The 21,932-nt window shown below is 49.5% G+C and carries 25 protein-coding genes; 11 read left to right on the plus strand and 14 right to left on the minus strand.

All coding sequences use genetic code 11. The features are described from left to right. The first annotated feature begins 4 nt into the window (after positions 1 to 4). Entirely contained in the window at positions 5 to 1,279 is a 1,275-nt protein-coding gene (locus tag ACTS3T_RS18115) for an HD domain-containing protein (protein WP_377966369.1), read from the plus strand. Here ACTS3T_RS18115 and ACTS3T_RS18120 read toward each other — a convergent pair. Next, positions 1,244 to 1,939: an MBL fold metallo-hydrolase gene (locus tag ACTS3T_RS18120; protein WP_377966371.1), complete on the minus strand. Its 696-nt coding sequence runs from the start codon at positions 1,937 to 1,939 to the stop codon at positions 1,244 to 1,246. The genes ACTS3T_RS18115 and ACTS3T_RS18120 overlap by 36 nt on opposite strands. Before the next feature lie 287 nt (positions 1,940 to 2,226). Here ACTS3T_RS18120 and ACTS3T_RS18125 point away from each other — a divergent pair, with 287 nt between their 5' ends. Next, positions 2,227 to 3,702, plus strand: a complete 1,476-nt coding sequence (locus tag ACTS3T_RS18125; protein WP_462935308.1) for a site-2 protease family protein — start codon at positions 2,227 to 2,229, stop codon at positions 3,700 to 3,702. A gap of 74 nt (positions 3,703 to 3,776) precedes the next feature. Beyond that, positions 3,777 to 4,253, plus strand: a complete 477-nt coding sequence (locus tag ACTS3T_RS18130; RefSeq protein ID WP_462935309.1) for a hypothetical protein — start codon at positions 3,777 to 3,779, stop codon at positions 4,251 to 4,253. Here the strand turns inward: ACTS3T_RS18130 and thrC are convergent. Beyond that, positions 4,250 to 5,347, minus strand: a complete 1,098-nt coding sequence (gene thrC, locus ACTS3T_RS18135) for a threonine synthase (protein ID WP_462935323.1) — start codon at positions 5,345 to 5,347, stop codon at positions 4,250 to 4,252. The genes ACTS3T_RS18130 and thrC overlap by 4 nt on opposite strands. Before the next feature lie 420 nt (positions 5,348 to 5,767). Between thrC and ACTS3T_RS18140 the strand changes: the two genes are divergently transcribed. From ACTS3T_RS18140 to psaI, 5 genes are all read left to right on the plus strand, one after another. Further along, positions 5,768 to 6,004 (plus strand): hypothetical protein, encoded by a 237-nt coding sequence (locus tag ACTS3T_RS18140; protein WP_462935310.1) that lies wholly within the window; start codon positions 5,768 to 5,770, stop codon positions 6,002 to 6,004. Positions 6,005 to 6,105: 101 nt separating this feature from the next. After that, positions 6,106 to 6,912: a hypothetical protein gene (locus tag ACTS3T_RS18145; protein ID WP_462935311.1), complete on the plus strand. Its 807-nt coding sequence runs from the start codon at positions 6,106 to 6,108 to the stop codon at positions 6,910 to 6,912. Positions 6,913 to 6,952: 40 nt separating this feature from the next. Next, entirely contained in the window at positions 6,953 to 7,474 is a 522-nt protein-coding gene (locus ACTS3T_RS18150; protein WP_462935312.1) for a hypothetical protein, read from the plus strand. A gap of 144 nt (positions 7,475 to 7,618) precedes the next feature. Then, positions 7,619 to 9,964: a hypothetical protein gene (locus ACTS3T_RS18155; protein ID WP_462935313.1), complete on the plus strand. Its 2,346-nt coding sequence runs from the start codon at positions 7,619 to 7,621 to the stop codon at positions 9,962 to 9,964. A gap of 147 nt (positions 9,965 to 10,111) precedes the next feature. Continuing rightward, positions 10,112 to 10,222, plus strand: a complete 111-nt coding sequence (gene psaI / locus ACTS3T_RS18160; protein ID WP_462935314.1) for a photosystem I reaction center subunit VIII — start codon at positions 10,112 to 10,114, stop codon at positions 10,220 to 10,222. Positions 10,223 to 10,354: 132 nt separating this feature from the next. Here the strand turns inward: psaI and ACTS3T_RS18165 are convergent, their stop codons facing one another. The 6 genes from ACTS3T_RS18165 to ACTS3T_RS18190 all read right to left on the minus strand — a co-directional run bounded on the left by ACTS3T_RS18165 (position 10,355) and on the right by ACTS3T_RS18190 (position 12,677). Beyond that, positions 10,355 to 10,474 (minus strand): photosystem II reaction center protein J, encoded by a 120-nt coding sequence (locus tag ACTS3T_RS18165; RefSeq protein ID WP_462935315.1) that lies wholly within the window; start codon positions 10,472 to 10,474, stop codon positions 10,355 to 10,357. A gap of 53 nt (positions 10,475 to 10,527) precedes the next feature. Beyond that, entirely contained in the window at positions 10,528 to 10,647 is a 120-nt protein-coding gene (locus ACTS3T_RS18170; protein WP_462935316.1) for a photosystem II reaction center protein L, read from the minus strand. Between the two features lie 9 nt (positions 10,648 to 10,656). Continuing rightward, the gene (psbF, locus tag ACTS3T_RS18175; protein WP_346289320.1) at positions 10,657 to 10,791 is read right to left on the minus strand and encodes a cytochrome b559 subunit beta; all 135 of its coding nucleotides are present in this window, start codon (positions 10,789 to 10,791) and stop codon (positions 10,657 to 10,659) included. 36 nt (positions 10,792 to 10,827) lie between these two features. Continuing rightward, positions 10,828 to 11,076 (minus strand): cytochrome b559 subunit alpha, encoded by a 249-nt coding sequence (psbE, locus tag ACTS3T_RS18180; RefSeq protein WP_462935317.1) that lies wholly within the window; start codon positions 11,074 to 11,076, stop codon positions 10,828 to 10,830. A 103-nt stretch (positions 11,077 to 11,179) separates the two neighbouring features. Continuing rightward, positions 11,180 to 12,196 carry a photosynthesis system II assembly factor Ycf48 gene (locus tag ACTS3T_RS18185; protein WP_462935318.1) on the minus strand — a complete coding sequence of 339 codons (1,017 nt, stop codon included), beginning with the start codon at positions 12,194 to 12,196 and terminating at the stop codon, positions 11,180 to 11,182. An 82-nt stretch (positions 12,197 to 12,278) separates the two neighbouring features. Beyond that, positions 12,279 to 12,677: a rubredoxin gene (locus ACTS3T_RS18190; protein ID WP_462935319.1), complete on the minus strand. Its 399-nt coding sequence runs from the start codon at positions 12,675 to 12,677 to the stop codon at positions 12,279 to 12,281. A 298-nt stretch (positions 12,678 to 12,975) separates the two neighbouring features. On the opposite strand from ACTS3T_RS18190, the gene ndhC reads away from it, so the two are divergent. The 3 genes from ndhC to ACTS3T_RS18205 are packed head-to-tail and all read left to right on the plus strand — an operon-like array spanning position 12,976 to position 14,595. Next, a complete protein-coding gene (gene ndhC, locus ACTS3T_RS18195) occupies positions 12,976 to 13,338 on the plus strand; it encodes a photosynthetic/respiratory NAD(P)H-quinone oxidoreductase subunit C (protein WP_462935320.1) in 363 nt (120 codons plus the stop codon). Next, positions 13,335 to 14,078, plus strand: coding sequence for a photosynthetic/respiratory NAD(P)H-quinone oxidoreductase subunit K (ndhK, locus tag ACTS3T_RS18200; protein ID WP_462935321.1), 744 nt, complete (start codon positions 13,335 to 13,337; stop codon positions 14,076 to 14,078). The genes ndhC and ndhK overlap by 4 nt, the downstream gene beginning before the upstream one ends. Then, a complete protein-coding gene (locus tag ACTS3T_RS18205) occupies positions 14,071 to 14,595 on the plus strand; it encodes an NAD(P)H-quinone oxidoreductase subunit J (protein ID WP_377963451.1) in 525 nt (174 codons plus the stop codon). Before ndhK ends, ACTS3T_RS18205 begins: the two co-directional genes overlap by 8 nt. A gap of 113 nt (positions 14,596 to 14,708) precedes the next feature. Here the strand turns inward: ACTS3T_RS18205 and ACTS3T_RS18210 are convergent, their stop codons facing one another. The 6 genes from ACTS3T_RS18210 to ACTS3T_RS18235 all read right to left on the minus strand — a co-directional run bounded on the left by ACTS3T_RS18210 (position 14,709) and on the right by ACTS3T_RS18235 (position 21,352). Next, on the minus strand, positions 14,709 to 15,101 hold the full coding sequence (locus ACTS3T_RS18210; protein WP_377963449.1) for a hypothetical protein: 393 nt from the start codon (positions 15,099 to 15,101) through the stop codon (positions 14,709 to 14,711). A gap of 129 nt (positions 15,102 to 15,230) precedes the next feature. Further along, on the minus strand, positions 15,231 to 15,581 hold the full coding sequence (locus tag ACTS3T_RS18215) for a hypothetical protein (RefSeq protein ID WP_377963447.1): 351 nt from the start codon (positions 15,579 to 15,581) through the stop codon (positions 15,231 to 15,233). Between the two features lie 63 nt (positions 15,582 to 15,644). Beyond that, positions 15,645 to 17,669: an FAD-dependent oxidoreductase gene (locus tag ACTS3T_RS18220; protein ID WP_377963445.1), complete on the minus strand. Its 2,025-nt coding sequence runs from the start codon at positions 17,667 to 17,669 to the stop codon at positions 15,645 to 15,647. A 275-nt stretch (positions 17,670 to 17,944) separates the two neighbouring features. Then, on the minus strand, positions 17,945 to 18,562 hold the full coding sequence (locus ACTS3T_RS18225; RefSeq protein ID WP_377963443.1) for a cytochrome c oxidase subunit 3: 618 nt from the start codon (positions 18,560 to 18,562) through the stop codon (positions 17,945 to 17,947). 69 nt (positions 18,563 to 18,631) lie between these two features. After that, entirely contained in the window at positions 18,632 to 20,302 is a 1,671-nt protein-coding gene (gene ctaD, locus ACTS3T_RS18230; RefSeq protein WP_377963441.1) for a cytochrome c oxidase subunit I, read from the minus strand. Between the two features lie 36 nt (positions 20,303 to 20,338). Continuing rightward, on the minus strand, positions 20,339 to 21,352 hold the full coding sequence (locus ACTS3T_RS18235) for a cytochrome c oxidase subunit II (protein ID WP_377963439.1): 1,014 nt from the start codon (positions 21,350 to 21,352) through the stop codon (positions 20,339 to 20,341). Between the last annotated feature and the right edge of the window lie 580 nt (positions 21,353 to 21,932).

Here is a 21,932-nt window from a genome sequence, read left to right on the forward strand (position 1 = left end):
CGTTGTGCGCACTTATCACGATCCGCTACATGGAGCCATTACGCTGGATCGCGCCGATGCTGTAGAAAATCTCTTAATTCAGCTCATTGATACGCCTGCTTTTCAACGGCTGCGCCGAATTCGTCAGTTAGGGCCTGCAAGCCTGACTTTTCATGGGGCGGAGAGTTCTCGCTTTACCCACTCTTTGGGTGTGATGGCGATCGCCCGTCAGGCTTTTGATCGCTTAGCCCAACGTTATGCCGAATTACGACCCTACCGCGCTACTGTGCTTTGCGCTGCCCTTTTACACGACTTAGGACACGGCCCTTTTAGCCATACGGCTGAGGAAATTTTTGGCAACCCTCACGAAGTCTGGACTTGCCGAATCTTACGAGATTATCAACCCATTGCCGATTTGCTCCATCAGTTTGCTCCTGATTTAAGCTGGCAGATAGAACAGGTCTATAGTCACCAACACCCAGTTCCTTTTGTCTGGCAGTTGATCTCCAGTCAGCTAGACTGCGATCGCCTTGACTATCTGCTACGAGATAGCTACTTTACTGGTGCCAGCTATGGTCAACTCGATCTGGAGCGAATTTTGCTGGCTATTGATTACGATCCGCTGAGTCAGCAGCTAGTGGTGGCTCGTAAAGGATTAGCCGCGATCGAGCATTACTTGGTCGTGCGGTATTTTATGTACGCCCAGGTTTATAACCATGCCAAAAACCTAGCAGCCACCTGGCTGTTAGAACAGGCGTTTGGGCGAGCCAGAGAACTTTTAGCACAAGGGTCATTGACGGCAGACGAAACCGTCCAGGCTTGGCTACAGCAGAAGGCAAAGGGATTATCCCTCGCCCACTATCTAGCGGGTGATGACATTGTCTTTATGTATCACTTACAGCGTTGGCAACTCAGTTCTGATCGTTTGCTGGCTGACCTCTGTCGTCGCTTTCTTGATCGCGACTTGCCCAAAGCGATCGAAGTTACAGACCTTGCCCCTAGTCAGCAACATCAGCTATTACAGCAGCTAGCAGCAAATCTCAGCCGGCAGTCGCTAGATCCCAAGCGCTACAGCGGTTTTCGCAAAGTATGGAATCGAGGCTATACGCTGTATCAACGAGGCATCAAACTTAAATCAGAAACGGGCTTGCAAGAAATTAGCCAGCTTTCTCCTCTGGTCAAAACTTTGGTAAAACCTGTACAACGCGTTTGGCTGATTTATCCCGCCGAAGCAGAACCGCAGTTACTACAGTTAAAAGCCTCTTTAGAGCAGCACTTGAGTTTCTCGGAGACGGTTTAGATCCAGCTTCTGCAACTGCTGGTAAGCGGGCTTGACCGAACCTGCCCCTCGCAAAAATCCGGTATTTGCTCCCGGACAAACATGCTGGAGTGTTTCTGGGCTAAAGTCAGCAAGAATTTGCTCCAAACTCGAAAGCTGACGCGGCCAGTGAAAAGTTTTGGCAAAACGCAGAGGCTGTAGTTGACCTGTGGGGGTAGGCAAAAGATGGCGTCCGGAAAACAAGATGCCGCCATAGCGTTGGTGATAGAGACACGCAGACCCCGGTGAATAGCCCGGTGTCCAAAAAACACGACTTTGTGGACTTAAAATATCTGTCTGGTGAAAGGTTCGAGGCGCAAGATTGGGCAATAGATAGGCTTCTTGCTCTTGAATTATCACCTGGCAAGAAAGGGTTTGCAGCATCTTTTTAACCTGGGCGATCGCCCCGCGATGCGTTAAAAACAGCCAGCGCACGCCCCCTTGATCTGCCAGAAAAGCTTGAGTGGTGTCTGTCCAGGCAGGACAATCCACTAAAATATTGGCTGCTTGATCTGAGGAGTCATTTTCTACAATGAAGTAAGCGGTACCCCCCATTGTTTCGCGATTGGGAGGAAACGCAAACACACCATCCAGAATCAAGCGGGGTGCTTTAGTTGATTTGTCAGGGTTAGAAGCAGTCATTCGTCTTTAGATTCTTTCTCAAGCAATTTTCGAGGCTGGAATTGTCTCTGCTGCCAAGGCTGTCTAAAGTAACTCATTTTGGCAGGAATTGCGTTGAAAAGTCTCAAGAGTCGATTGATGCGATCGCTATTTTTTGCTGTTTGGGGCTGGATTTGGCAAACTGAGCTTAGAGACTTGGATTTCGACACTGCGTCAGATCCGCTCATTGCTTAAGCTTGTAAAACCACTGAAGCCGCAGCTTAGCATAGTAAACTTCAGTTTCGAGAACGCTTGAGTGAAACCAGCCCATGCTGCTTTTTTGGTTACTGTTACTAGGGGTCTTCACCTACTTTGTGGTTCAGCGTAGCGTTATGAACATTACGCGTACGCCAACCTGGATTCTTTGGCTAGTGATGATGACGCCTGCTTTTGTTTTAACGGCGTGGAGTTTAGTTCAGGGACAAGATGAGCCATTTCCTTCAGGTTTGTTGCTGAGCTTATTTGTCGTCTGCCCTGTAATTTACTGGCTGCTGATTCAATGGGGCCGACAGCCTAAGCCTAAGCCTGAGCGGGATACCCCACCAGCAGCGAGCGACAGTGAAAGCCGCCCATCAGAAGCCCGTCCGGCGCTGCGTCCGATTAACAAAGAAGAAGAAGCCAGCCTGCAACACTGCTTTCCCTGGTCGGTTTTTTATCTACAAAATATTGAGTATCGGCCTCAGGCAATGATCTGCCGAGGACAGCTACGATCGTCTCCCCATATCGCCTATAAAACAGTTCAGGAAAACGTAGAATCTCGCTTTGGTAATCGGTTTTTAGTCCTGTTTCAAGAGGGGCTAAATGGCAAACCCTTTTTTGCCCTGGTTCCTAATCCTCAAGCTAAATCAGCGGACAAAAAAGACAATGAACCACTGACGCGCCCTGGTCTGGCGATCGCCCTGTTTGCCATCACGTTACTCACAACAACTTCTGTAGGGGCTTTAATCATTGCTGGTGTGCCTGAAGCTGAGCTACAGAGCGACCCTACCCGCTTTTTAGCAGGGCTTCCCTATGCGCTTACCCTTATGGGTATTTTGGGTATTCATGAGTTGGGCCACTATTTGACCGCTCGGCGCTATCAAATTCGCGCGACGCTACCGTATTTCATTCCGGTTCCGTTCTTTTTGGGTACCTTTGGTGCTTTTATTCAACTGCGATCGCCAGTTCCTAACCGCAAAGCGCTCTTTGATGTCGGCATCGCTGGGCCATTGTCAGGCTTTATCGTGACGTTACCTTTACTAATCTGGGGGTTGAGTCAATCAGAATTGGTAGCCATGCCAGAAGATGCTAGCTTGCTTAACTTCAAAGCGCTGGATCCAGGAGCATCTATCTTACTGGCATTGCTGACTAAGCTAGCCTTAGGGGCTCGTTTAGGAGCCGACCAGGCGATTGAATTACATCCTGTAGCCGTGGCTGGCTGCTTGGGTTTAGTGGTAACAGCCCTTAACCTGATGCCCATTGGTCAGTTAGATGGGGGTCATATTGTTCATGCTATGTTTGGGCAACGAACTGGTGCTGTGATTGGTCAAGTCGCTCGCTTACTGGTATTGGGTCTGGCGCTGATTCATCGAGAGTTTATGCTGTGGGCTATCTTGCTGTTTTTTATTCCGGCTGTTGATGAACCCGCTTTAAACGACGTGAGCGAACTGAATGATCAGCGTGACTTTTGGGGATTGTTTGCTCTAACGCTATTGGTGCTAATTGTCTTGCCTGCGCCTGAAATGCTAGTGCGCTTTTTGTTTTAGCAAACTAGCGAGTTTTAGAGTTGACAAATTTAGCCCTGTGTTGTTTTGTTGCAGTTAAAGATTAATTTTCTGGCATGACAGGCAATGTAACCCAGTGGCTGACTGAAATTAGAAACTTGCAGCGGCAGCTAGCAGATACGCTAAAGGAGCGAGATGCAGCTTACAAAAGTGCCGCTAACTGGCGGCAGCTTTACGAAACTGAAGCGCAGCAGCGTCGTAGCGCCGTTCAGCAACTGCAGGAAAAAAACAAAGCTTTACAGCAAGAACTCCTGCGCCTGCAGCAACAACCTGATTGGTCTCAGCCGCAAAATGCTGCTGAGATTGAGCAACAGGTAAGTCAAATTGCAGATGCGGCCAAGCTCCGTCAGCAACTTATCGCCGCTTTAGCCCAGTGCGATCGCCTTAAGCAAGCGCTGCAAACTGAAAAAACCGAACATACTCAAACTCGACAAAGTCTAACGATGGCTTTGGGGGACACCATCGATATGCTGGCTAGGGAGTCTGCCGCATCCCCTACACCAGCCAGTGCCGCCGGAGAAAACGGCGATTAAAAGCCCATAGCAGCAGCTAGGCTGGCTAAATTTGGCTCAATGCCTTGATGTACCTGATTGTGGCTGTGCTTGATAGCGGCGTCTGGATCTTTTAAGCCGTTACCCGTCAAAACACAAACAACGGTAGCGCCTGCTGGTACTTGATCTTTTACTTTAAGCAAACCCGCTACAGATGCCGCACTAGCAGGTTCACAAAAGATGCCTTCTTCAGCAGCCAGCAGACGGTAAGCCGTTAAAATTTCTTCGTCAGTGACGGCGTTAAAAGCACCTTGGCTAGCTGCCTGTACCGCCAACGCGCGATCGCGATTAGCAGGATTACCGATGCGAATAGCCGTAGCCAATGTTTCAGGATGGGGACAGGGTTCTCCAGTCACCATTGGAGCCGCCCCCGCTGCCTGAAACCCCATCATGCGCGGTAAGCGATCGCACAGTCCTTGAGCGTGATACTCACAAAATCCCATCCAATAGGCCGTAATATTGCCAGCATTACCCACCGGAATACACAACCAGTCGGGTGCCTGCCCCAAAGCATCAACCACTTCAAAAGCTGCCGTTTTTTGCCCCTCTAGCCGATAAGGATTTAGCGAATTGACCAACGTTACCGGATATCGCTCAGCACTTTGGCGTACCATCGCTAAAGCTTGGTCAAAATTTCCGCGAATAGCTAGCACCTGAGCACCATAGAGCAAAGCCTGAGCCAGCTTACCAAGAGCCACGTAGCCATCTGGGATGACGACAAAAGCTCGCAACCCGCCTCGAAGCGCATAAGCCGCCGCCGCCGCTGAGGTGTTCCCTGTGCTGGCACAAATCACGGCTTCGGCTCCAGCTTCTTTAGCCTTAGAAATGGCCATAGTCATGCCCCGGTCTTTAAAGCTGCCGGTTGGATTCAAGCCGTCGTATTTGACAAAAACCTGTACAGACTTGCCAATACGAGCAGCAATTGTAGGAACCGGAATCAACGGCGTGTTTCCTTCTAACAGGGTGACGACGGGGGTTTGCTCGCTAACGGGCAAATAAGACCGATAAGCCTGAATCAAACCTGGCCAGCGATTAAGCGCAATCGGAGGCTGTTGAGGCGAAAGGTTGTTATCCAGTAGCTGATTAGGATTGAGACTGAGAGTCACGGGTACTTCGGGGTTGAATCAATAAAGAATTTGGATCACTGCGGTAAACTTGGAGTCCTCAGTTTTTTAGGGGGACGAGTATCTCCTCAGCCTGAACGCCAGAACAGAATCCAACAGTCAGAATACAAGATTGTTAGCCTCTAGCTGTTATGTTCTCATTTCACACGCTGCTGGTCTGAAAAATTGCTGAAACGCCCTTAGCGAAAAATCTGTCCTTTAAGTCTACCGTGTCCTTGATCTAAGCGAATCAGCCACTGCTGCTGTAGCCGATTCGGAAGCTGGCATAGCCAGTCTAAGGTGAGGGTTGACTGCTGTTACGATTTTTGTATAAAGCGTAGTGTAAAATAGGTTGACGCTCTCACTAGGTAGAAATTCCTAGCTGTCTCTAAGATGAATGTATCTAAAACTGCCCCCCAATCTTCTGATTTAGAGGTCAAGTCTCCTGTTCAGGAAGATGAGCGAATCTGCTGGATTGAGGTCAAGCAATATCCGTTTCAAGCCGATCATCAAGTAGAACTGCTGCACTTACTGGCCGAGGCAGATGCGCTGCTATTACAGCTACAAACCTCAAGCTCTGAAAAGCTGTCCTGCCCCAGCAAACCTAATGCGGCTCTTGGCGATCGCTAAAATTTGGCGTTTTTTTAAGTCCTCACCTGTCTTTTCTCAAACTCAGTGATCTGATCGCTCTAGAATTGGCTATCCTGTTTGAGAATTGTGGGGATTAGCTTATGAAGAAACTATCGACTAGGACAACCTGGCTAGCTGCCGCGATCGCGGTGGCTATCAGTGTAGGCAGTGTGGCAGGCTACTGGCAGCGATCGCAGCAGCAATCTGCCAGCAAATCGGCTAATCTATCTACGACTCCTGCTCGGCTAAAGCCGCTACCCAACAATTTTGCTCAGAAAAGTGTCGGGCGATCGCCCCAGTTTTTTGCTACAGCTAAGACCACTCTTTTAAAGGCTACGCCTGTCGCCGAGCGACTACCTACGATTTCAACTGGCCGCAGCGATCCCTTCATTTCTCCGTTTATTCCATCACGGCCTCTGGTAACGCCCTCCCCAACTCAAAATATCTCAACCCCAGTCCCCCCTTCACCCGGCATAACAACTGCCACCCAGCCCGCTCAAGTTCCGCAGCCCGTCCAACCTCCTACCCCCGTAGCCACTCAACCGTTGCCGACTCCCCCCAATCGTACTCCCCTAGCCTCATTGCCCCTCCCGCCTGAATTACCCACGCTATCGATCGCCAACATTCCCCTTGGCGTCCCCATCACAACCGCTACCAACGCTACAGCAGCAGCAGCCATTCAAATTTCAGGTGTAATGCAGTTAGCTGATCAAGTCAGCATCTTGGTACAAGAACCACAAGCAGAAACAGGACGCTATGTTCAAGTAGGCGACTATCTAGCAAATGGTCAGGTACGCATTAGTCGGGTGGAGTGGACAGCAGGCCAAGATCCAATAGTCATTTTGGAACAAGCTGGCCGTGAATACGTTAAAACAGTGGGAGGAGCCACATTAGCTCAGGCTCGTTAGGCATTCTCTCAGGCCAAAACTCTCGCAGACGATAGGGTCTATGAGTTCATCTGCACCTTTAGACAAGAGCGAACAACAGATGCAGGCGGCTTCAGGAGCGTCTATTTTGAGCCTGAAGGGTCGCTATCTTTGCCCCGTTTGTCGGCACGGCCATATTGAGGCGCTAACGCTGATGGACGCCTTTGCCTGCGACTTTTGCCGCCATATTTTTACGGTTAATCTGCAAAACCAGACGGTACAGGTGGTTGATAGCGCTCAGCCAATGAGCTGGCGTTGGAAAGGCCACACCTGGCGAGGCGTCAATCAAGATAATTGGAATCTGACTTTAATCATCTGGATTGTGGGATTGGCTTTGATTGGATTTCCCACCGGATTGGTCTGGTTGTCTTCTCACCTTTTTCCACCCCTGCCCGGTACGCCAGCCGCTCAGCTACCAGCTATTTGGGCGGGTTTGACCCTCTTGTGCCATCTACTGCTTGTGATGTGGTTAATTTCGGAGCACTATCAGTTGCCGCTGTATGTGTCGGCTAAAGTTCGGCTACAGCAGCTAGGTCAGCGCTGATACAAGCCCTGACGCTAACGGCAGGCAACCGCCTGCCCGGTCGCCAACCAGCGTTAAGGGATTTGTCGGTTTCTGCCGCAGCCGCTCAGATGACGGCTATACTGCATGGATTAAGGTCGCTAGCATCCCCAAAGGGATTGAGCTATGGAATATTGGGAGTTTCTACTGCAGAAAGAGGGCGATCGCACCTGGTTACCACTAGAATCTGCTGAAGTTGAAATTTTAGAAGGCCGCTATCGTCTGATGGCTCATGGTAGTCAGGCAAACGCTACGGTCGAAGTTCGGATTAGCCAACTGCTGTTAGAAGAAATTCCGCCCAAGCGTCGAGTTCTTAAACGGCAAGGCAAAACCAATCAAGACGGCTTGATGGTTGTGATGCCTTTTACCCAACTTCATGCCGGCACCTGGGAAATTCGCTGTATGGGTGGCGATCCGTTAAATGACCTCATGGGTGATAGCTGGCAGCACAACATCCAATTTCAGGTTCTACCGCCTAGCAGTGATGAAATAGACGATTGGGAAGCTGACTGGTCACCTGTCGCAAATCAGGAAACGGTTGCTGCCGACAAGGTGATTGCTAGCTCAGAACCGCTGGCGCTTACAGACATGCTTGCAGCTCACGCAGCAACTGAAGCTAGCTTTGATCTGGTTGTTACAGCGAGTTCAGACAATTCATCAATGGCTGAGCAAGCAGCCCAGGCAGCAGATACGCTGACAACAAGCTCTGCAACCGATATCTCCGACTTAGAAAAAATGGCTGAGCAGCTAATGGGAGATGTCTTCAGCGATATGCTGACTCCGGCTGAGCCACCTGAGACGCCTCAGCCAATCGCTCCTCTGGCTTCCCCATCAGCCAATCATCCCCTGCCTTTTCAAATTAGCCTTGACCAGCCGACTTACCTGGTACGTGCCCGTCAGCCCTTGACTTTACAGATTTGCATCCAAGCAAGTCAAACAGACGCCTTTTCTGAGTTGCCGCCAAGTGAGCTAAAACTGGTTTTGCGCAATCCTCAGACTTCGGCAGTGCTAGACACAATTCAGCGATCGCTGTCGGTTCAGCCTTTACCCACTGATTTGACCGTTGAAGTCAAGTTGTCTGCGGCTCTCAAAACCCATCTCATTTTGGCGGAGTTGACGCTGCAAGCTGCTGAGGGGTCAATCATTTTGGCGAACCAGGCTTTTACCATTGCCGCCATGCTAGATAACCTGTTAGAAACAGTCGCCGACCAGGGGGAATATCTGCAAGATCCCGACCAGTGGCACCTACCGCTAGAAACTCCTCTCTCAGCAGCCCAGGAAACAGCCCCAGACGAGACTTCAGTAGCAGAACCCCAAAAGGTCAAGGCTCCGGTACGCCTACCCAGTGCAGTGACCAAAAACAGCAAACCTCTCTTTTTGCCTGCGATGGGGATGTTTTTACCGCCTCAAATTTATGATCCGCTGGTAGAAGATCCAGAGACAGCTATCAGCCACTCGCCGGTATTACCCTCTCTTCCACTGATTGCGCCTCAAGGGGAACTAGCTGTGTCTTCAGAAGTTGCCCCCAGCGTGGAGCCACTTATAGACACGGTTGACCAGTCAATTTCCACGGTTGAGTTTGAGCCAGCAGTCAGTTCAGCCCTAGACAGCACAGTTCCCGATGCAGATCTACCTGAGGCAGATTTAGCGGCAGCCCCCTCAGAACAGATGGAAACTGTGACTGTCGATGAAGCCGATGCCGATGCCGATTTGATTGCCGAGGCTGAGCAAATTGAGTTTGCAGCGGAAGCGAGTTTAGATTTAGCCATCGAGGACGAGAGTTCAGAATCAGAATCCTCTCTAGTGGATGTGGCCTTTCAGTCTTTAAACTTGCAAGATCGATTTTGGTCGCGGCTCAGTGCTTTCGCGCTAGACGGCCACAAAGCAGCTCAAGAAGTTCAATCTGCTATTGAGGCCACAGAGGCAGCCTTAGCCACGGACGATGAAGCTGTTCCACCCCCCGTTGAGGCGGAGCCTATTAGCTTCTCTCTGGAAACAGGTTCCCCGCACGAATTTGTGGTTTACGACGCTGCTGAACCTGCTGCCCCTTCATCTGAACGTTCACTAGGGGCAGATCACAGATCAGAGGCTAGCAAACTAGCTGAGCTACCCCCCGTTCCCGTTCCCCGCCTAAAAGTACCGACAGGTCACTTGATTGCAGGTGAACTTGTTTCGATTGAAGTCACGCTTCCCGTTACCCCTGAGCGCCTGTGTGTTAAGTTTTGGACGAGCGATTTGCAGACACGCGCCTTGGTGGATAACCCCCGATGGCTGATGTCTTTTGATCCGGATGGGCAGGGTTATATGTCTACAACGCTGCGCCTGCCAGCTCCCCAAGGATGCCTAGAAGCTCGCTTTGCAGCGATCGCAGTAGACGTTGTGAGCCAGCGAGAAAGTGAGCGAGTAACGGTAGATCGCTCGATTTTACCAGCCAACCTGATTGACACTTCGCTAGACGAGTTTGACGTTTAGACAGGTCAGTCCAGCGATCGCTGCCATTACTGCCGAGCGAGTGCGATCGCCCAGCATTGCGCAAAGTTTGTAGAAGAATTTAAGCATTCTGAGCCAATTCGCAGTAATCTGATGACGTAATAATTTGTGTTGAGATAGGAAATCTGTATGGCAGCTTCTTTTCTTCCTTCCGTTCTGGTTCCTATAGTCGGCATCGTCTTTCCGGCTGTGGCAATGGCATTTTTGTTTCTCTATATTGAGCAAGAAGATGCCGCTTAACCGCTAAAGCCAGTTTTAAGCAACTGTCGTTTTTAGCGGCTCAACTCAATCAGGAGGCCACACTAAAAAGCACCGCTGAATCAGCGGTGCTTTTTGTTGATCAAAAGAGACTGGCTTAAAAAACTCAGGTTGCTACATCGCCGAACCTACGCCAGCGTAAGCACCATAAAAGAAAAGACCCACCACAACGAGTACACCAGTCCCAGCAACTGTAGCTACGATCCACAGAGGAATTCTTCCACTTTGACCCACCGCACACCTCCAAAAGATTAATTAAACTAAATGGCTATCAAAAATGACATTCTCTAGTTAAAGAAGTAGCTAGAGAACAGCAATCCGAGAACAAACACGAGCAGCAACCCAAGATAAAGCGAGGTTCGGTTCAACTCTACAGGCTGCTTGTTAGGGTTTTGATTGCGATCCACGAAGTTCTCCTATCTTTGAATAAACTGCATTGCCGCAATAGCTCCCAGAAAGAAAACGCTGGGAACTGCAAGCGCGTGTACTGACAACCATCTAACGGTAAAGATGGGATAAGTAACTGGCTCGTTAGAAGTATTGCTATTCATTTGAGAAACCTAATCTACTAAACGAAAAAAACAAAGCTATTGGTTCTGAAAACGTTGAATTTCTTGATTGGCATCGTAGCGATCATCGACGATGGGTAGTTCCATGCGATTGTTGGGATAATACTCGTTAGGACGCGGCGTTCCAAACACGTCGTAAGCCAAACCAGTGCTTACAAATAGCCAGCCTGCAATGAAAAGTGCAGGAATGGTAATGCTGTGAATTACCCAGTAACGAATGCTGGTAATAATATCTGAAAATGGTCGTTCTCCAGTTGTACCTGCCATCGAATGATCTCCTCTAACAGCAATTTATCTATTTACTATTCCATCATACGGAACAGCTTCTATCCCTACAAGAATCCGATTAAACGTACGCTTACTCAACAGCTTATGCTGTCTCTGCCGCGTTACCGTACTTTAGCAAAATACCACGCTGACCCAGAACAAATCCCCGGTTATCCGACAAAAAGATAATCCGATAAAAATTAGAGGGAACGTTTTCTAATTGCCGATCTTTGAGCCAGGTTTTACCCCCGTCTTGGCTGCACAAGAGGTTGCCGCCACCGCCAGCAACCCAAATCTCGTTGCCAGTGCGATAAGCCAGATCTAAAAGCCCCCAGCTTGTAGAAAATTCTGGATTAATGGGGTCTTGCCAGTCTTCTACATCCTCGGAAGCTGAAAACTGTAGCTGGCCGCCCCGAGCAATTAACCACAAATCACTTTGCTTGCCAAACCCCATATTTTGCAGGCGTCTAGAGTTTTCGCGGTTGTGAAGCTGCCAGGTGCGCTGCCCAGGCTGCCAGGTGGAGTAGAAATTACCGCGAGATGAAACGGCAATGTAGCGGCCATCTTGAGAACGAGACATATTGCGGACAACGCCAACAGCCCCTTCAACCAGAGCCTTCCAGTTACGACCGCCATTTTCGGTAACGTAAATAGCGCCAATATCAGTTGCCATCTCAGCGGCATCGGTTCCCAACGCAGTAATCAAAAAGGGACTACCGGGTAATTTTTCACTCAGTGGAATCCTCGACCAGGTATTGCCTTCATCTTCAGTGTGCAGCAGCAGATTGGGCTGGCCTGTAATCCAACCTTCTCTACCGTCAAAGCTGACCGAGGTGAAAGTATAGCGTTTGTCATCGAGATCAAGCTGACGTGGCTCCCACGTTTCGCCCCCATCGCGACTTTCTAGCAGCGTCGAGTAGTTGCCCACTAGCCAGCCGTGGCTACCATCACCCGTGAAGGCAATATCAGAAAAGGTGGCTTCGGTAGAAAGCTGAAGTACCTGCCAAGGATTTTTTTCCAAAGAGGGTAAAAAGTATCCAGAGCAGCTAGCAGTCATTAAAGCGATCGCTATGACGACAACCAGCTTTTTGAAAGACCCCAGAGTGAACTGCATTGCCATGAATATGAAATAAGTGAACTATGTCGAGGATTTGGAGAAATCGATGCTATTGAGAAGAAGGTGACGGCTGGAGCTGAAAGCTCTAGCGCAAGCCATAAAGGCTGAGAAAAAATAAAAAAGCTAACCCTAAAGCGCCAAAAATAAGCAGGCTTTTTTGTCCAGGCGTTAACGTATTGACCCCTAGGCCATAGCCTAAGTTTTCTTCAAAACCAGAGGGCTTGCCGACAGGCCCAATGTTTTCAAACTGAGGCTTACGCGCTCCGCATACAGGGCAGCGCCAGTTAGAAGGCAGTTCTGCAAAGGGTGTACCACCTGCAATCTCGGCTTTGTTGTCTCCTTTAGCAGGTTCATAAACGTAACCGCAGGCACGACATTCATAGCGATCTGACGGCTTTGGCCCTGGCGCTTGCACGGTGCTAGCCTGATCCGGCTGAGGATCAGACGGCGCAGCACTGACGTTGACTTCCGGCTCGGTGCTCATGAATCCTTTCCTAAATACGCTCTAAACGCAGATTTTTCTGCCCAAGGCTAGAGATGAGCTAGCAGTAACTCATCTAAATATGAGAACAACTGTTAAAGATTATGACATATCGAGGGTTTTCTTCTCGGTGTTCTAAGGCAAACTTTTGAGGGCACCTGAAATTGGCTGCGATCGCCATTAGCCCGCGCTTCAAGTTGCCAGTATTTCATACCCTCGGCTCAGTATTCGAGGAAAATGCACTATAGAATGGTAAAGGCGAGTAACATTACCTATTGATCTGTTCAGAGAGCATGGCACCGTGTTTGTTCTAACCGGTTACGAGTACTTTCTAGGATTTCTGATTATTTGTGGGTTAATCCCTGTCTTGGCATTAACCGCCTCTAAGCTACTGCGGCCTGCTAGTCGTGGTCCCGTTCGTCGAACCACCTATGAGTCTGGAATGGAGCCAATTGGGGGTGCTTGGATTCAGTTCAACATTCGTTATTACATGTTTGCCCTGGTGTTTGTCATTTTTGACGTAGAAACTGTTTTCCTTTATCCCTGGGCAGTTGCCTTCAGCCGATTGGGGTTGCTAGCCTTTGTAGAGGCTCTCATCTTCATCGCAATCCTGGTTATTGGCTTGGTCTATGCATGGCGTAAAGGAGCTTTAGAATGGTCATGAATTCAAATACACTTTCCTCCAATCCGCTACTCAAACCAGATGAGCGGTTGATGAACCCGGCAGGTCAACCTGCTGTCACGCAAGATCTCTCTGAAAATGTGATCTTGACCACATTAGACGACCTTTACAACTGGACACGATTGTCTAGTTTATTTCCGCTACTCTATGGCACAGCTTGCTGCTTTATTGAATTTGCTGCCTTAATTGGGTCGCGGTTTGACTTTGACCGCTTTGGGCTTTTGCCACGCTCTAGTCCGCGTCAGGCAGATTTGATTATCACAGCAGGAACCATCACCATGAAAATGGCTCCTGCTTTAGTCAGACTTTATGAGCAAATGCCTGATCCCAAGTACGTCATCGCTATGGGAGCCTGTACGATTACGGGTGGCATGTTTAGCACCGATTCTCCCAGTGCGGTGCGTGGGGTTGATAAGCTAATCCCGGTAGATGTTTATATTCCTGGGTGCCCGCCCCGGCCAGAAGCGATTATTGACGCCATTATCAAACTACGCAAAAAGGTGGCCAACGAATCGATTCAAGAGCGGGGCTATACGCAGCAAACCCATCGGTATTACACCACCACCCATAATCTAAAGCCTGTAGATCCCATTTTGACAGGCCAGTATCTGCGCGCTGGCACTCGACAAGCGCCGCCGCAGGAACTGATGGAAGCGATCGGTGCCCCGGTTGAGGATTTAGCTGAAATGCAGGCAGAAAAGGAACCTAGCGCTCATGAGTGAAGCAGAAAAGCAAGTTGCTGACGCCCCAGGCGAACTAGTTGAAGCGGGCAAAGTTTCTAAGTGGCTAACGGAGCAAGGCTTTGACCATGAAATTCTAGAACCTGATCACCTCGGCATCGAGATGATTAAGGTTGATCCAGAGTTTTTAATTCCGTTTTCGACGGCACTCTATGCCTATGGGTTTAACTATCTACAGTGCCAAGGCGCTTATGATATTGGCCCAGGGGAAGAGTTGGTCAGCTTTTATCATCTCATCAAGCTAGAAGATAATGGCGATCGCCCAGAAGAGGTGCGCATCAAAGTTTTCTTACCGCGTGACAATCCTAAAGTGCCGTCAGTCTACTGGATTTGGAAATCTGCCGACTGGCAAGAGCGCGAAAGCTATGATATGTACGGCATTATCTATGAAGGCCATCCCAATTTAAAGCGGCTACTCATGCCCGAAGATTGGATAGGTTGGCCGCTGCGTAAGGATTACATCTCGCCTGACTTTTATGAGCTTCAAGATGCTTACTAAAAGCAGCTTGATTCAGCAAATTTGCTCGTTTAGCCAAAAGCGCACTCCTAGTTGAGTGCGCTTTTGGTTTGGAGGTTTGTTAGGCTTTAAGGCTGAAGCTTGCACTCGGCCTATTAGCTATCTGACGAACCTTTGAGTTGTTCAATTTCTTGGCGAATAACTTCTAGCTCTTGTGTCAGCATTTCAAGCTCTGACTGCAAACCCACCTCTACCTTAGGCATGTTAACGGTGCTAACCGTGGTTGAGGGGTGAGGCGAAGCGGTAGGCGAATTGAAAGGGCTGGGCACTTGTGCCATCATGCTATCGACTAGCCGACGAGCTTCTTGCTCAGCAACGGTACCTTTAGTTTCTAAATCTTCGCTCAGGCGATTCCAGTCACCGTTGATTTCAGAAAATTTTTCGCTTTGTTTGGCTGGATCTTGGACAGCTTCAACCAGAGTGGCTGTTGCCCCCAAAGCAATACGAAAACTTTTTTGCAGCAGTTCGGTAAAGCTATCAGAGTTCATAAAGTGGATATGCTCAAAAACAACACTGTTTCTTTAGTCGAAGACGGGTCGCAAAGTTGAACCAGCCCTCAAACAGGCTAATGAACCGTTGCCTTGATTGTATATTGGTTCTTTCAGAGTTGCTTGGCCTTAGGCCGTTTGCTCCAGATACTGGTTGAGATCTTCCAAAATTCGGGTGAGTTCAGCTTCTGTGGTCAAACGAATGCGATCGTCTCGGAGCGTTACCAGTAGCTTGGCAGCAAAAGGTGTGGGCCAAATATTGGGGTTGCAAAAGACCTCTAAAAAAACGTCCCCTGTATGCTGATATTCAAGGGGCTGCTCTGGCTTGGGTTTGTTGCCTGCACCGGACTTAGCCGTTGCGATCGCTTTGAGACTAACCATCAGTTCAGCCAAGGCAGCTTTGAGCGTTTGAGCGGCTTCTGGCGAAAAGTTAAACCGAACTGAGCCTTCTAATAAGTTCAAAGTGATTTGTGTGGTCATGCGTCCAGTTCAGTAAAGCGTTGGCTAATATTGTGCCATTGATCGCTCTGCTTAAACGGATTCTTACCAGTCAAAACGCAGTCCCTGGCTTTGGAGATGAGCCTGTAATTCAGCTATACGATTTTGAGCAACAATATCAGCCGCCTTTAGATCGGATTCCCCTGTACTCACCAGCCAGCCCGCTGTGGCGCCCGCTGCCGCGCCCGCACTCCACTCGCCGTAATGAACACGGGTCACCGCATTGACGATATGGCTGACAGCGATCGCTTTGCCGCCTATTAGCAAATTATCAACCCCCTGCGGAATCAAACTCTCTAGCGGTAGCTGTACCGGACGGACAACAAATTCTTTGACACTAGCACCAGCCGCTTCTCCTGTTTCTTCTTGATTGCGATAGCGACAGCCATGTATATCAACGTCGTAGTGGGTGAGCGCGATCGCCGTTGGTTCAAAATTGCGACCCACCGATAGATCCTCGCGAATATCTGACTCCAGCATCATAAACATCGGTTGCTGGTAGGCAGTTCGACCCAAAATGCGCCGTCCCTCGCGAATATAGGGATACATGCTCAGACCCGAATATGTACCCAGCGGAGAATCTGGCCCTGCCAGATGAGCAAGCGGCAGGTTTCTCGCAGACTGCTGCTTAATCAACCATTCTGAAAACAGCAAAGCGTGATTTTCTCCCTCGCGGAGAGAATCTAAATCTAAGCCTCCCAACCAGTTTTGCCGTTGCCCGGAAGCATCAATTTTTTCATCTGTGAGGATTAACGGTGGATCCATCCAAACCCAGTCATTGCCCCGGTTCCAGTTGATAAGGCTAATATCACCGGGCGAAGAAGGCCCCTTCATCGGGTCGCTATAAGAGGTGCTGACGATGCGGCGATAGTTAAATAAACTACCGCGATCAAACATGGGAAAGCCTTCCATCGCAAACCAACGCTGATGTTCTTCGCGGGAATAGCCAGGTTGCACTCGCTCCAGCAGCTTTAGGCTACCGCCACCATCATTGAAAATGGCCAGCGCAAACGGAAAGGTATATCCCTGCGTACAGTAAGGGTTGCCTTGCTCAGGCGCGTTGATCTCTTTGGTTAGAGAGCGAGCGTCTGACCCCGTCGCATGGGGAATTTTAGCCCACCCCACCAGTTCCCCCGTATCGGTGGCATCAATCACAATAAGTTCTTTACCGGGCGGCGCTTGTAGCCGAATAGGCACCTTTTCAAAGGTTTCATCCGGCGACCAAGAATACCAGCTCACCAGTTCTCGCGAGAGGCGGCCATGGGGCACATAATCTAGCGCTTTCGGAATACGTTTGACGGCATAAACAGCCGTGATATTTCGTCCGGTAATGTCAAAAGCAGCCCCTTTGAAGGCAATAGAAGTTCCCCAACGGCTACCGGGAGCTTTAGAAGCCTTAGTTTGCAGCCAGCTTTGAGCAGCCGCAGCCCCCGCCTTGGGAGGGAAACAAAGCTCTCCGACCCAGCAGCTATTAAGTTCGCTGACGCGGGCTGGTGCCAGACGCGTCCAGGTAGGTAAATCTACAACCTGCTGTAAAATCAAGTCTTTAAAGGCATTCCAACTGGCTGAAAAGTTACGCCGCGCCCGCATGGAACGAGATTCATCGATCGCAGAGACGCCTTGCGAACTAATTTGCCCCCCCAGCCAGGGGGTTAGCTCAATTAAGCAAGTCCGTGCGCCTGAGTTCATAGCATGACTGGCAGCCGCCACGCCCCCTAGCGAGCCACCCACCACCACGACTTCGCATTCCCAAACTTCTTGGGCAATTGGCAAAGGCGAAAGCTGGGGTCGTCCGTTGGCTCCAATGAGTTCTGAGACTTTGGAGCCAACTTCTTGATCCCGCAGCGTCTTCTGAAATTGAGGTTGTAGCAACAGGGAAGACTCCGGCTGGCTGCGGGCAGCACTAAACGCTTCTAACAGAGAAGTGGCGATCGCCAGCAGCAGCACACCAGAAATAGAAAACCGTCCCCACCGCTTCATTTGAGACAGACGTCTCTGTCGTCGTAGATGCGCTCGCCGACGACGCGCTAGCCTTCGCTGAGAGGGGCTAAGAGGAGACTGCTGATGCATTTAGGGTTCCGTAAGAAGTGCTGTGAGCCAGCCTATCAATGGCAGTTTAGGTGCATTGCTCACGCCGCTAGCCTGAGATGCTAAAAAACTGTCGATATAGGAATTTGCCCATTAGTTGTATCAAAATCTGGTAGTCTTGCCCATGCTTTTAGCAAACTCCATAAAAAAGAGGCGCTGAAAAGCACCTCTAATCAGTTAATGTGTCAGCGGTTTGATCGCGAACCAAGCCGGAGTTAGGGTCACCCAACCGCAAACTGAATTGGCGAGGCGTCTAACTAGAGAATATAGAGCAGGAGAAAGAGAATAATCCAGACGACATCGACAAAGTGCCAGTAAAGTTCGGCAGCTTCAATGCCAAAATATTCTTCGCTGGAATAATGACCTGCCCGACGCGATCGCCACAGCACCGCAATCATCAGCAGCAAGCCCACAAAAACGTGCAAACCGTGAAAGCCTGTCAGCGCATAAAACGTGCTGGCGAAAAGATTGGTTGTCAAACCAAATTCTAGATGGCTGTATTCATAAAGCTGACCTACCAAGAAAATCGCGCCCATCGCAGCAGTAATGCCAAACCAACGCTGCATACCAGCGACGTCATTTTTTTTGATTGCAGTATCGGCTTGGTGAATGACAAAACTGCTAGAAATCAGAATTAAGGTGTTGACCCCTGGCAACAATAGCTCGAGTTCAGGCGTGCCTGCTGGCGGCCATTCTGGGGCTACCACCCGAAACGCCAAATAAGCCGAAAACAAACCCAGAAAAATCATGCTCTCAGCCGCAAGAAAAAGAATGAGGCCAAAAATACGATGATCAGGATGTTCTTCATGATGGGCGGCGCTTTCTTGAGCGACGCCCACAACAGCATCGGAGGTATTAACAGCTGAACCTTGCATAAGCAAATCTACGAACGTGAGGGACTCAAAATCAGAAAAGATGGAGGAGACAGAGTAGACCTTGCGTTCCTAAGCAGGCACTTCGTCACCATAGAGTTCGGGTGGATCGCGGTCGGGAATATAGCCTAAACCGTAGTCATAAGGGCCAGTTTTTAAGACTGGTAGCTCCTCAAAATTCTCGATCATCGGAGGTGAAGTGGTTTGCCATTCGAGGGTTAGCGCCCGCCAGGGGTTAGCAGGTGCTTTTGGCCCAAAAGCCCAACTCCAAACCGCATTAATAATGAAGGGAATGGTGGAGACAGCCAAAATATAAGAACCGATCGTAGCCACCATATTAAGATCCGTAAACTGAGGATCATACAGGGCAATTCGACGATTCATCCCCCGCATACCTAGTTCGTGCATGGGCATAAACGTCAGATTCATGCCAATAAAGGTGAGAACGAAATGTACCCGTCCCCAGAATTCGTTCATCATTCGTCCCGTCATTTTGGGGAACCAATGATAAACCGCCATGTAAACGCCAAACACGGCTCCGCCAAATAGCACGTAGTGGAAGTGAGCCACGACAAAGTACGTATCATGAACGTGAATGTCGAAGGGCACTGCTGCCAACATGACGCCACTAATACCGCCAATTAAAAAGGTGGCAATAAATCCCATCGCAAACAACATAGCGCTGGTGTAATCAATTTTGCCGCGCCACAGGGTTGCCACCCAGCCAAAAACTTTAATCCCGGTTGGCACCGCAATCACCATAGTGGTGATCATGAAAAACATGCGCATCCAGGGGGGCGTGCCGCTGGTAAACATGTGGTGCGCCCAGACAATCAAACCTAAAAAGCTAATGGCCAAACTAGAATAAGCGATCGCCCGGTAGCCAAAAATGGGCTTGCGGGCATGGACTGGAATCACGTCTGAAATAGCCCCAAACAACGGCAGCACAAAAATGTAGACCGCTGGGTGAGAGTAAAACCAGAACATATGTTGGTAGACAATCGGATTGCCGCCACCCGTTGGATTGAAAAAGTTAGTGCCTGCCAAAAGGTCAAAGGCCAGTAAAATCAAAGCCCCAGCCAGCACGGGCGTACTGATTAAGATTAAAAACGAAGTCGCCAGCATCGCCCAGCAAAACAGCGGCATTTTGGTTAGCGGCATACTGGGCACTCGCATTTTGAGCATGGTGGTGAGGAAGTTGATCGCCCCCAAAATGGAAGCGGTGCCACCAACCAAAATACTCATAATCCAAATGCCTTCCCCAATTTGCCCAGTCGTGAGGCTCAGCGGCGGATAAGACGTCCACCCTGCTGAAGGCGGCTCAAAAAAGTAGCTGCTCAACAGCAAAATACCGGATGGAGGAATCATCCAAAAGGCGATCGCATTCAGCTTAGGAAAGGCCATATCTCTGGCCCCAATCATCAGCGGGATCAAATAGTTGGCCAGACCTGCCCCAGCAGGCACAATCCACAAAAACAGCATGACTGTGCCGTGTAGCGTCAGCAAGCCGTTATAAACATCGGGTGTGACAAAATCTGGATCGGGGGTTGCTAGCTCAGTGCGCATAGCCGTCGCAAAGACGCCGCCGATGAGATAAAAAACAAAGGCTGTCACCAGGTATTGAATACCAATCACCTTGTGATCAGTACAAAAGGTGAAGTAGTCCGTCCACTTGCGCGTTTCTTCATGACTATGAGGAGACGGTAGCGGTGCTTGCGTATCTTTTAGTTCTGTCTGTGTCATAGACGGTTTGAAAGGATATTTTCTATTGGCGGACTGCTAAAACGTATCAGCAGCGACGCTGGCTAAGGCGTGATGGTGAGATAGGTGAGACAACGCAGCCGTGTCTACCTTGAGGTCGTGGGGAGTTGCTAGCGTTTCAAGGTAGGCCGTATCGCTGCGGTCGCTTGTTGGCAGTGACGCGATCGCGTCACTACCCTGACTCTGGGCAACCTGAGACTGAACCCAAGCCCCATAGTCTTCAGCCGACTGCACAATTAGCTGCGTTTTCATAGCTCCGTGATAAGGGCCGCACAACTCAGCACAAATGACGGGATAGGTACCAACCCGCGTGGGCGTGAAAGCCAGTTCAGTCTCAGTTCCTGGAATCACGTCTTGCTTAATTCTGAGTTCCGGTAGCCAAAAAGCATGGAGAACATCTTGGGCTTGGAGATTGAGTCTGACCGAATTATTGACAGGTACATGCAATTCTCCTGAAACCACACCGCTATCGGGATAGGTAAAGACAAAAGCATACTGAACTGCCATCACATTGACGGAAACATCCGGTGCGCGGCCCTGGAGTTCAGGACTAGAGCCAATGCCTAAATTAGAGGCTAGCTGAGCAGCCTTTTGCGGCACGCCTAGCATCGGCAGGCTAGCATCATCGCCCGCATAAGCCACTTCAATCGTCTGCTCAGTGCCCTCAACCATAGGCGTTAGACCCCCCAAGCGGGTGTAGACATCAAAGCTGTAAACTGAGATGCCAAAAACGATCACAGCGGGGATCGCCGTCCACAGAATTTCTAAGGGAATGTTACCTTCAATGTGCTCACCGTCCCCCTCATCCCCTTTACGGCGGCGGAAGCGAATCGCAGCAAAGATTAGCGCCCCTTCAACCAAGAGGAACAACCCCACTGAAATCGTCATCATTGTATTGAATAGACCATCCACCAGCTCTGCTTCTGCTGAGGCTGCCACAGGAAGCAGACCGTGGTTTTGACCGTACCAGAGGCTAGCAAGCGTTAAAAAAATGCCCGCCAGCATCGTGAGAATTGAGCTTGGAATCTTCACGGTTGTTAACTAAAACCCCTTGAGCGTTAAGAATCTAATGGAAGTATCGGTACGGCTAGCTATCGTCATACATTGCAGGCTACCTAGAGCCACTCAAAAGCTTTTCAGCCACCTCACCTTGCCAGCCCTGTAGAGTAAAGTTTCTAAGCAAGAAACCTGCTGGCGCTTCTATAAAGAGAAAACTGATACAGGCTAGACTCAGACGAGAAATACCTCACTTCTAATTGATGTCTTGCTTTTCTCTTACTACGTTAAAACAGCGATTCAAAATAGGCAGAAATTGCAGATAGATATAAGGTTATTTTTGTTTTTTCTTAAGAAAGTTTCGCTATCTGGCTAGCCCAAAACCAGGATTTCGTGGCTTGACCTTTACTTTTCTTAATCAAATAAGCAAATAGGTTGGATTCTAGACGGCTGTATGCCAGACTGGCTAACTTTTGCCTCCCAAAACAAGCATTACAAAGGCTAAATCCGACCCACACATCTGGCTTTTCCTGATTAGAGTGGGAGAGGGACGGAATTTACTCTGGCAAAGAGTAAATAGTCTGAGCGCTGTAGAGTGTAACAAATGCTGCACTTT

It is taken from the genome of Almyronema sp. (assembly GCF_052168255.1).
GTDB lineage: Bacteria > Cyanobacteriota > Cyanobacteriia > Phormidesmidales > Phormidesmidaceae > Sphaerothrix > Sphaerothrix epifaneia.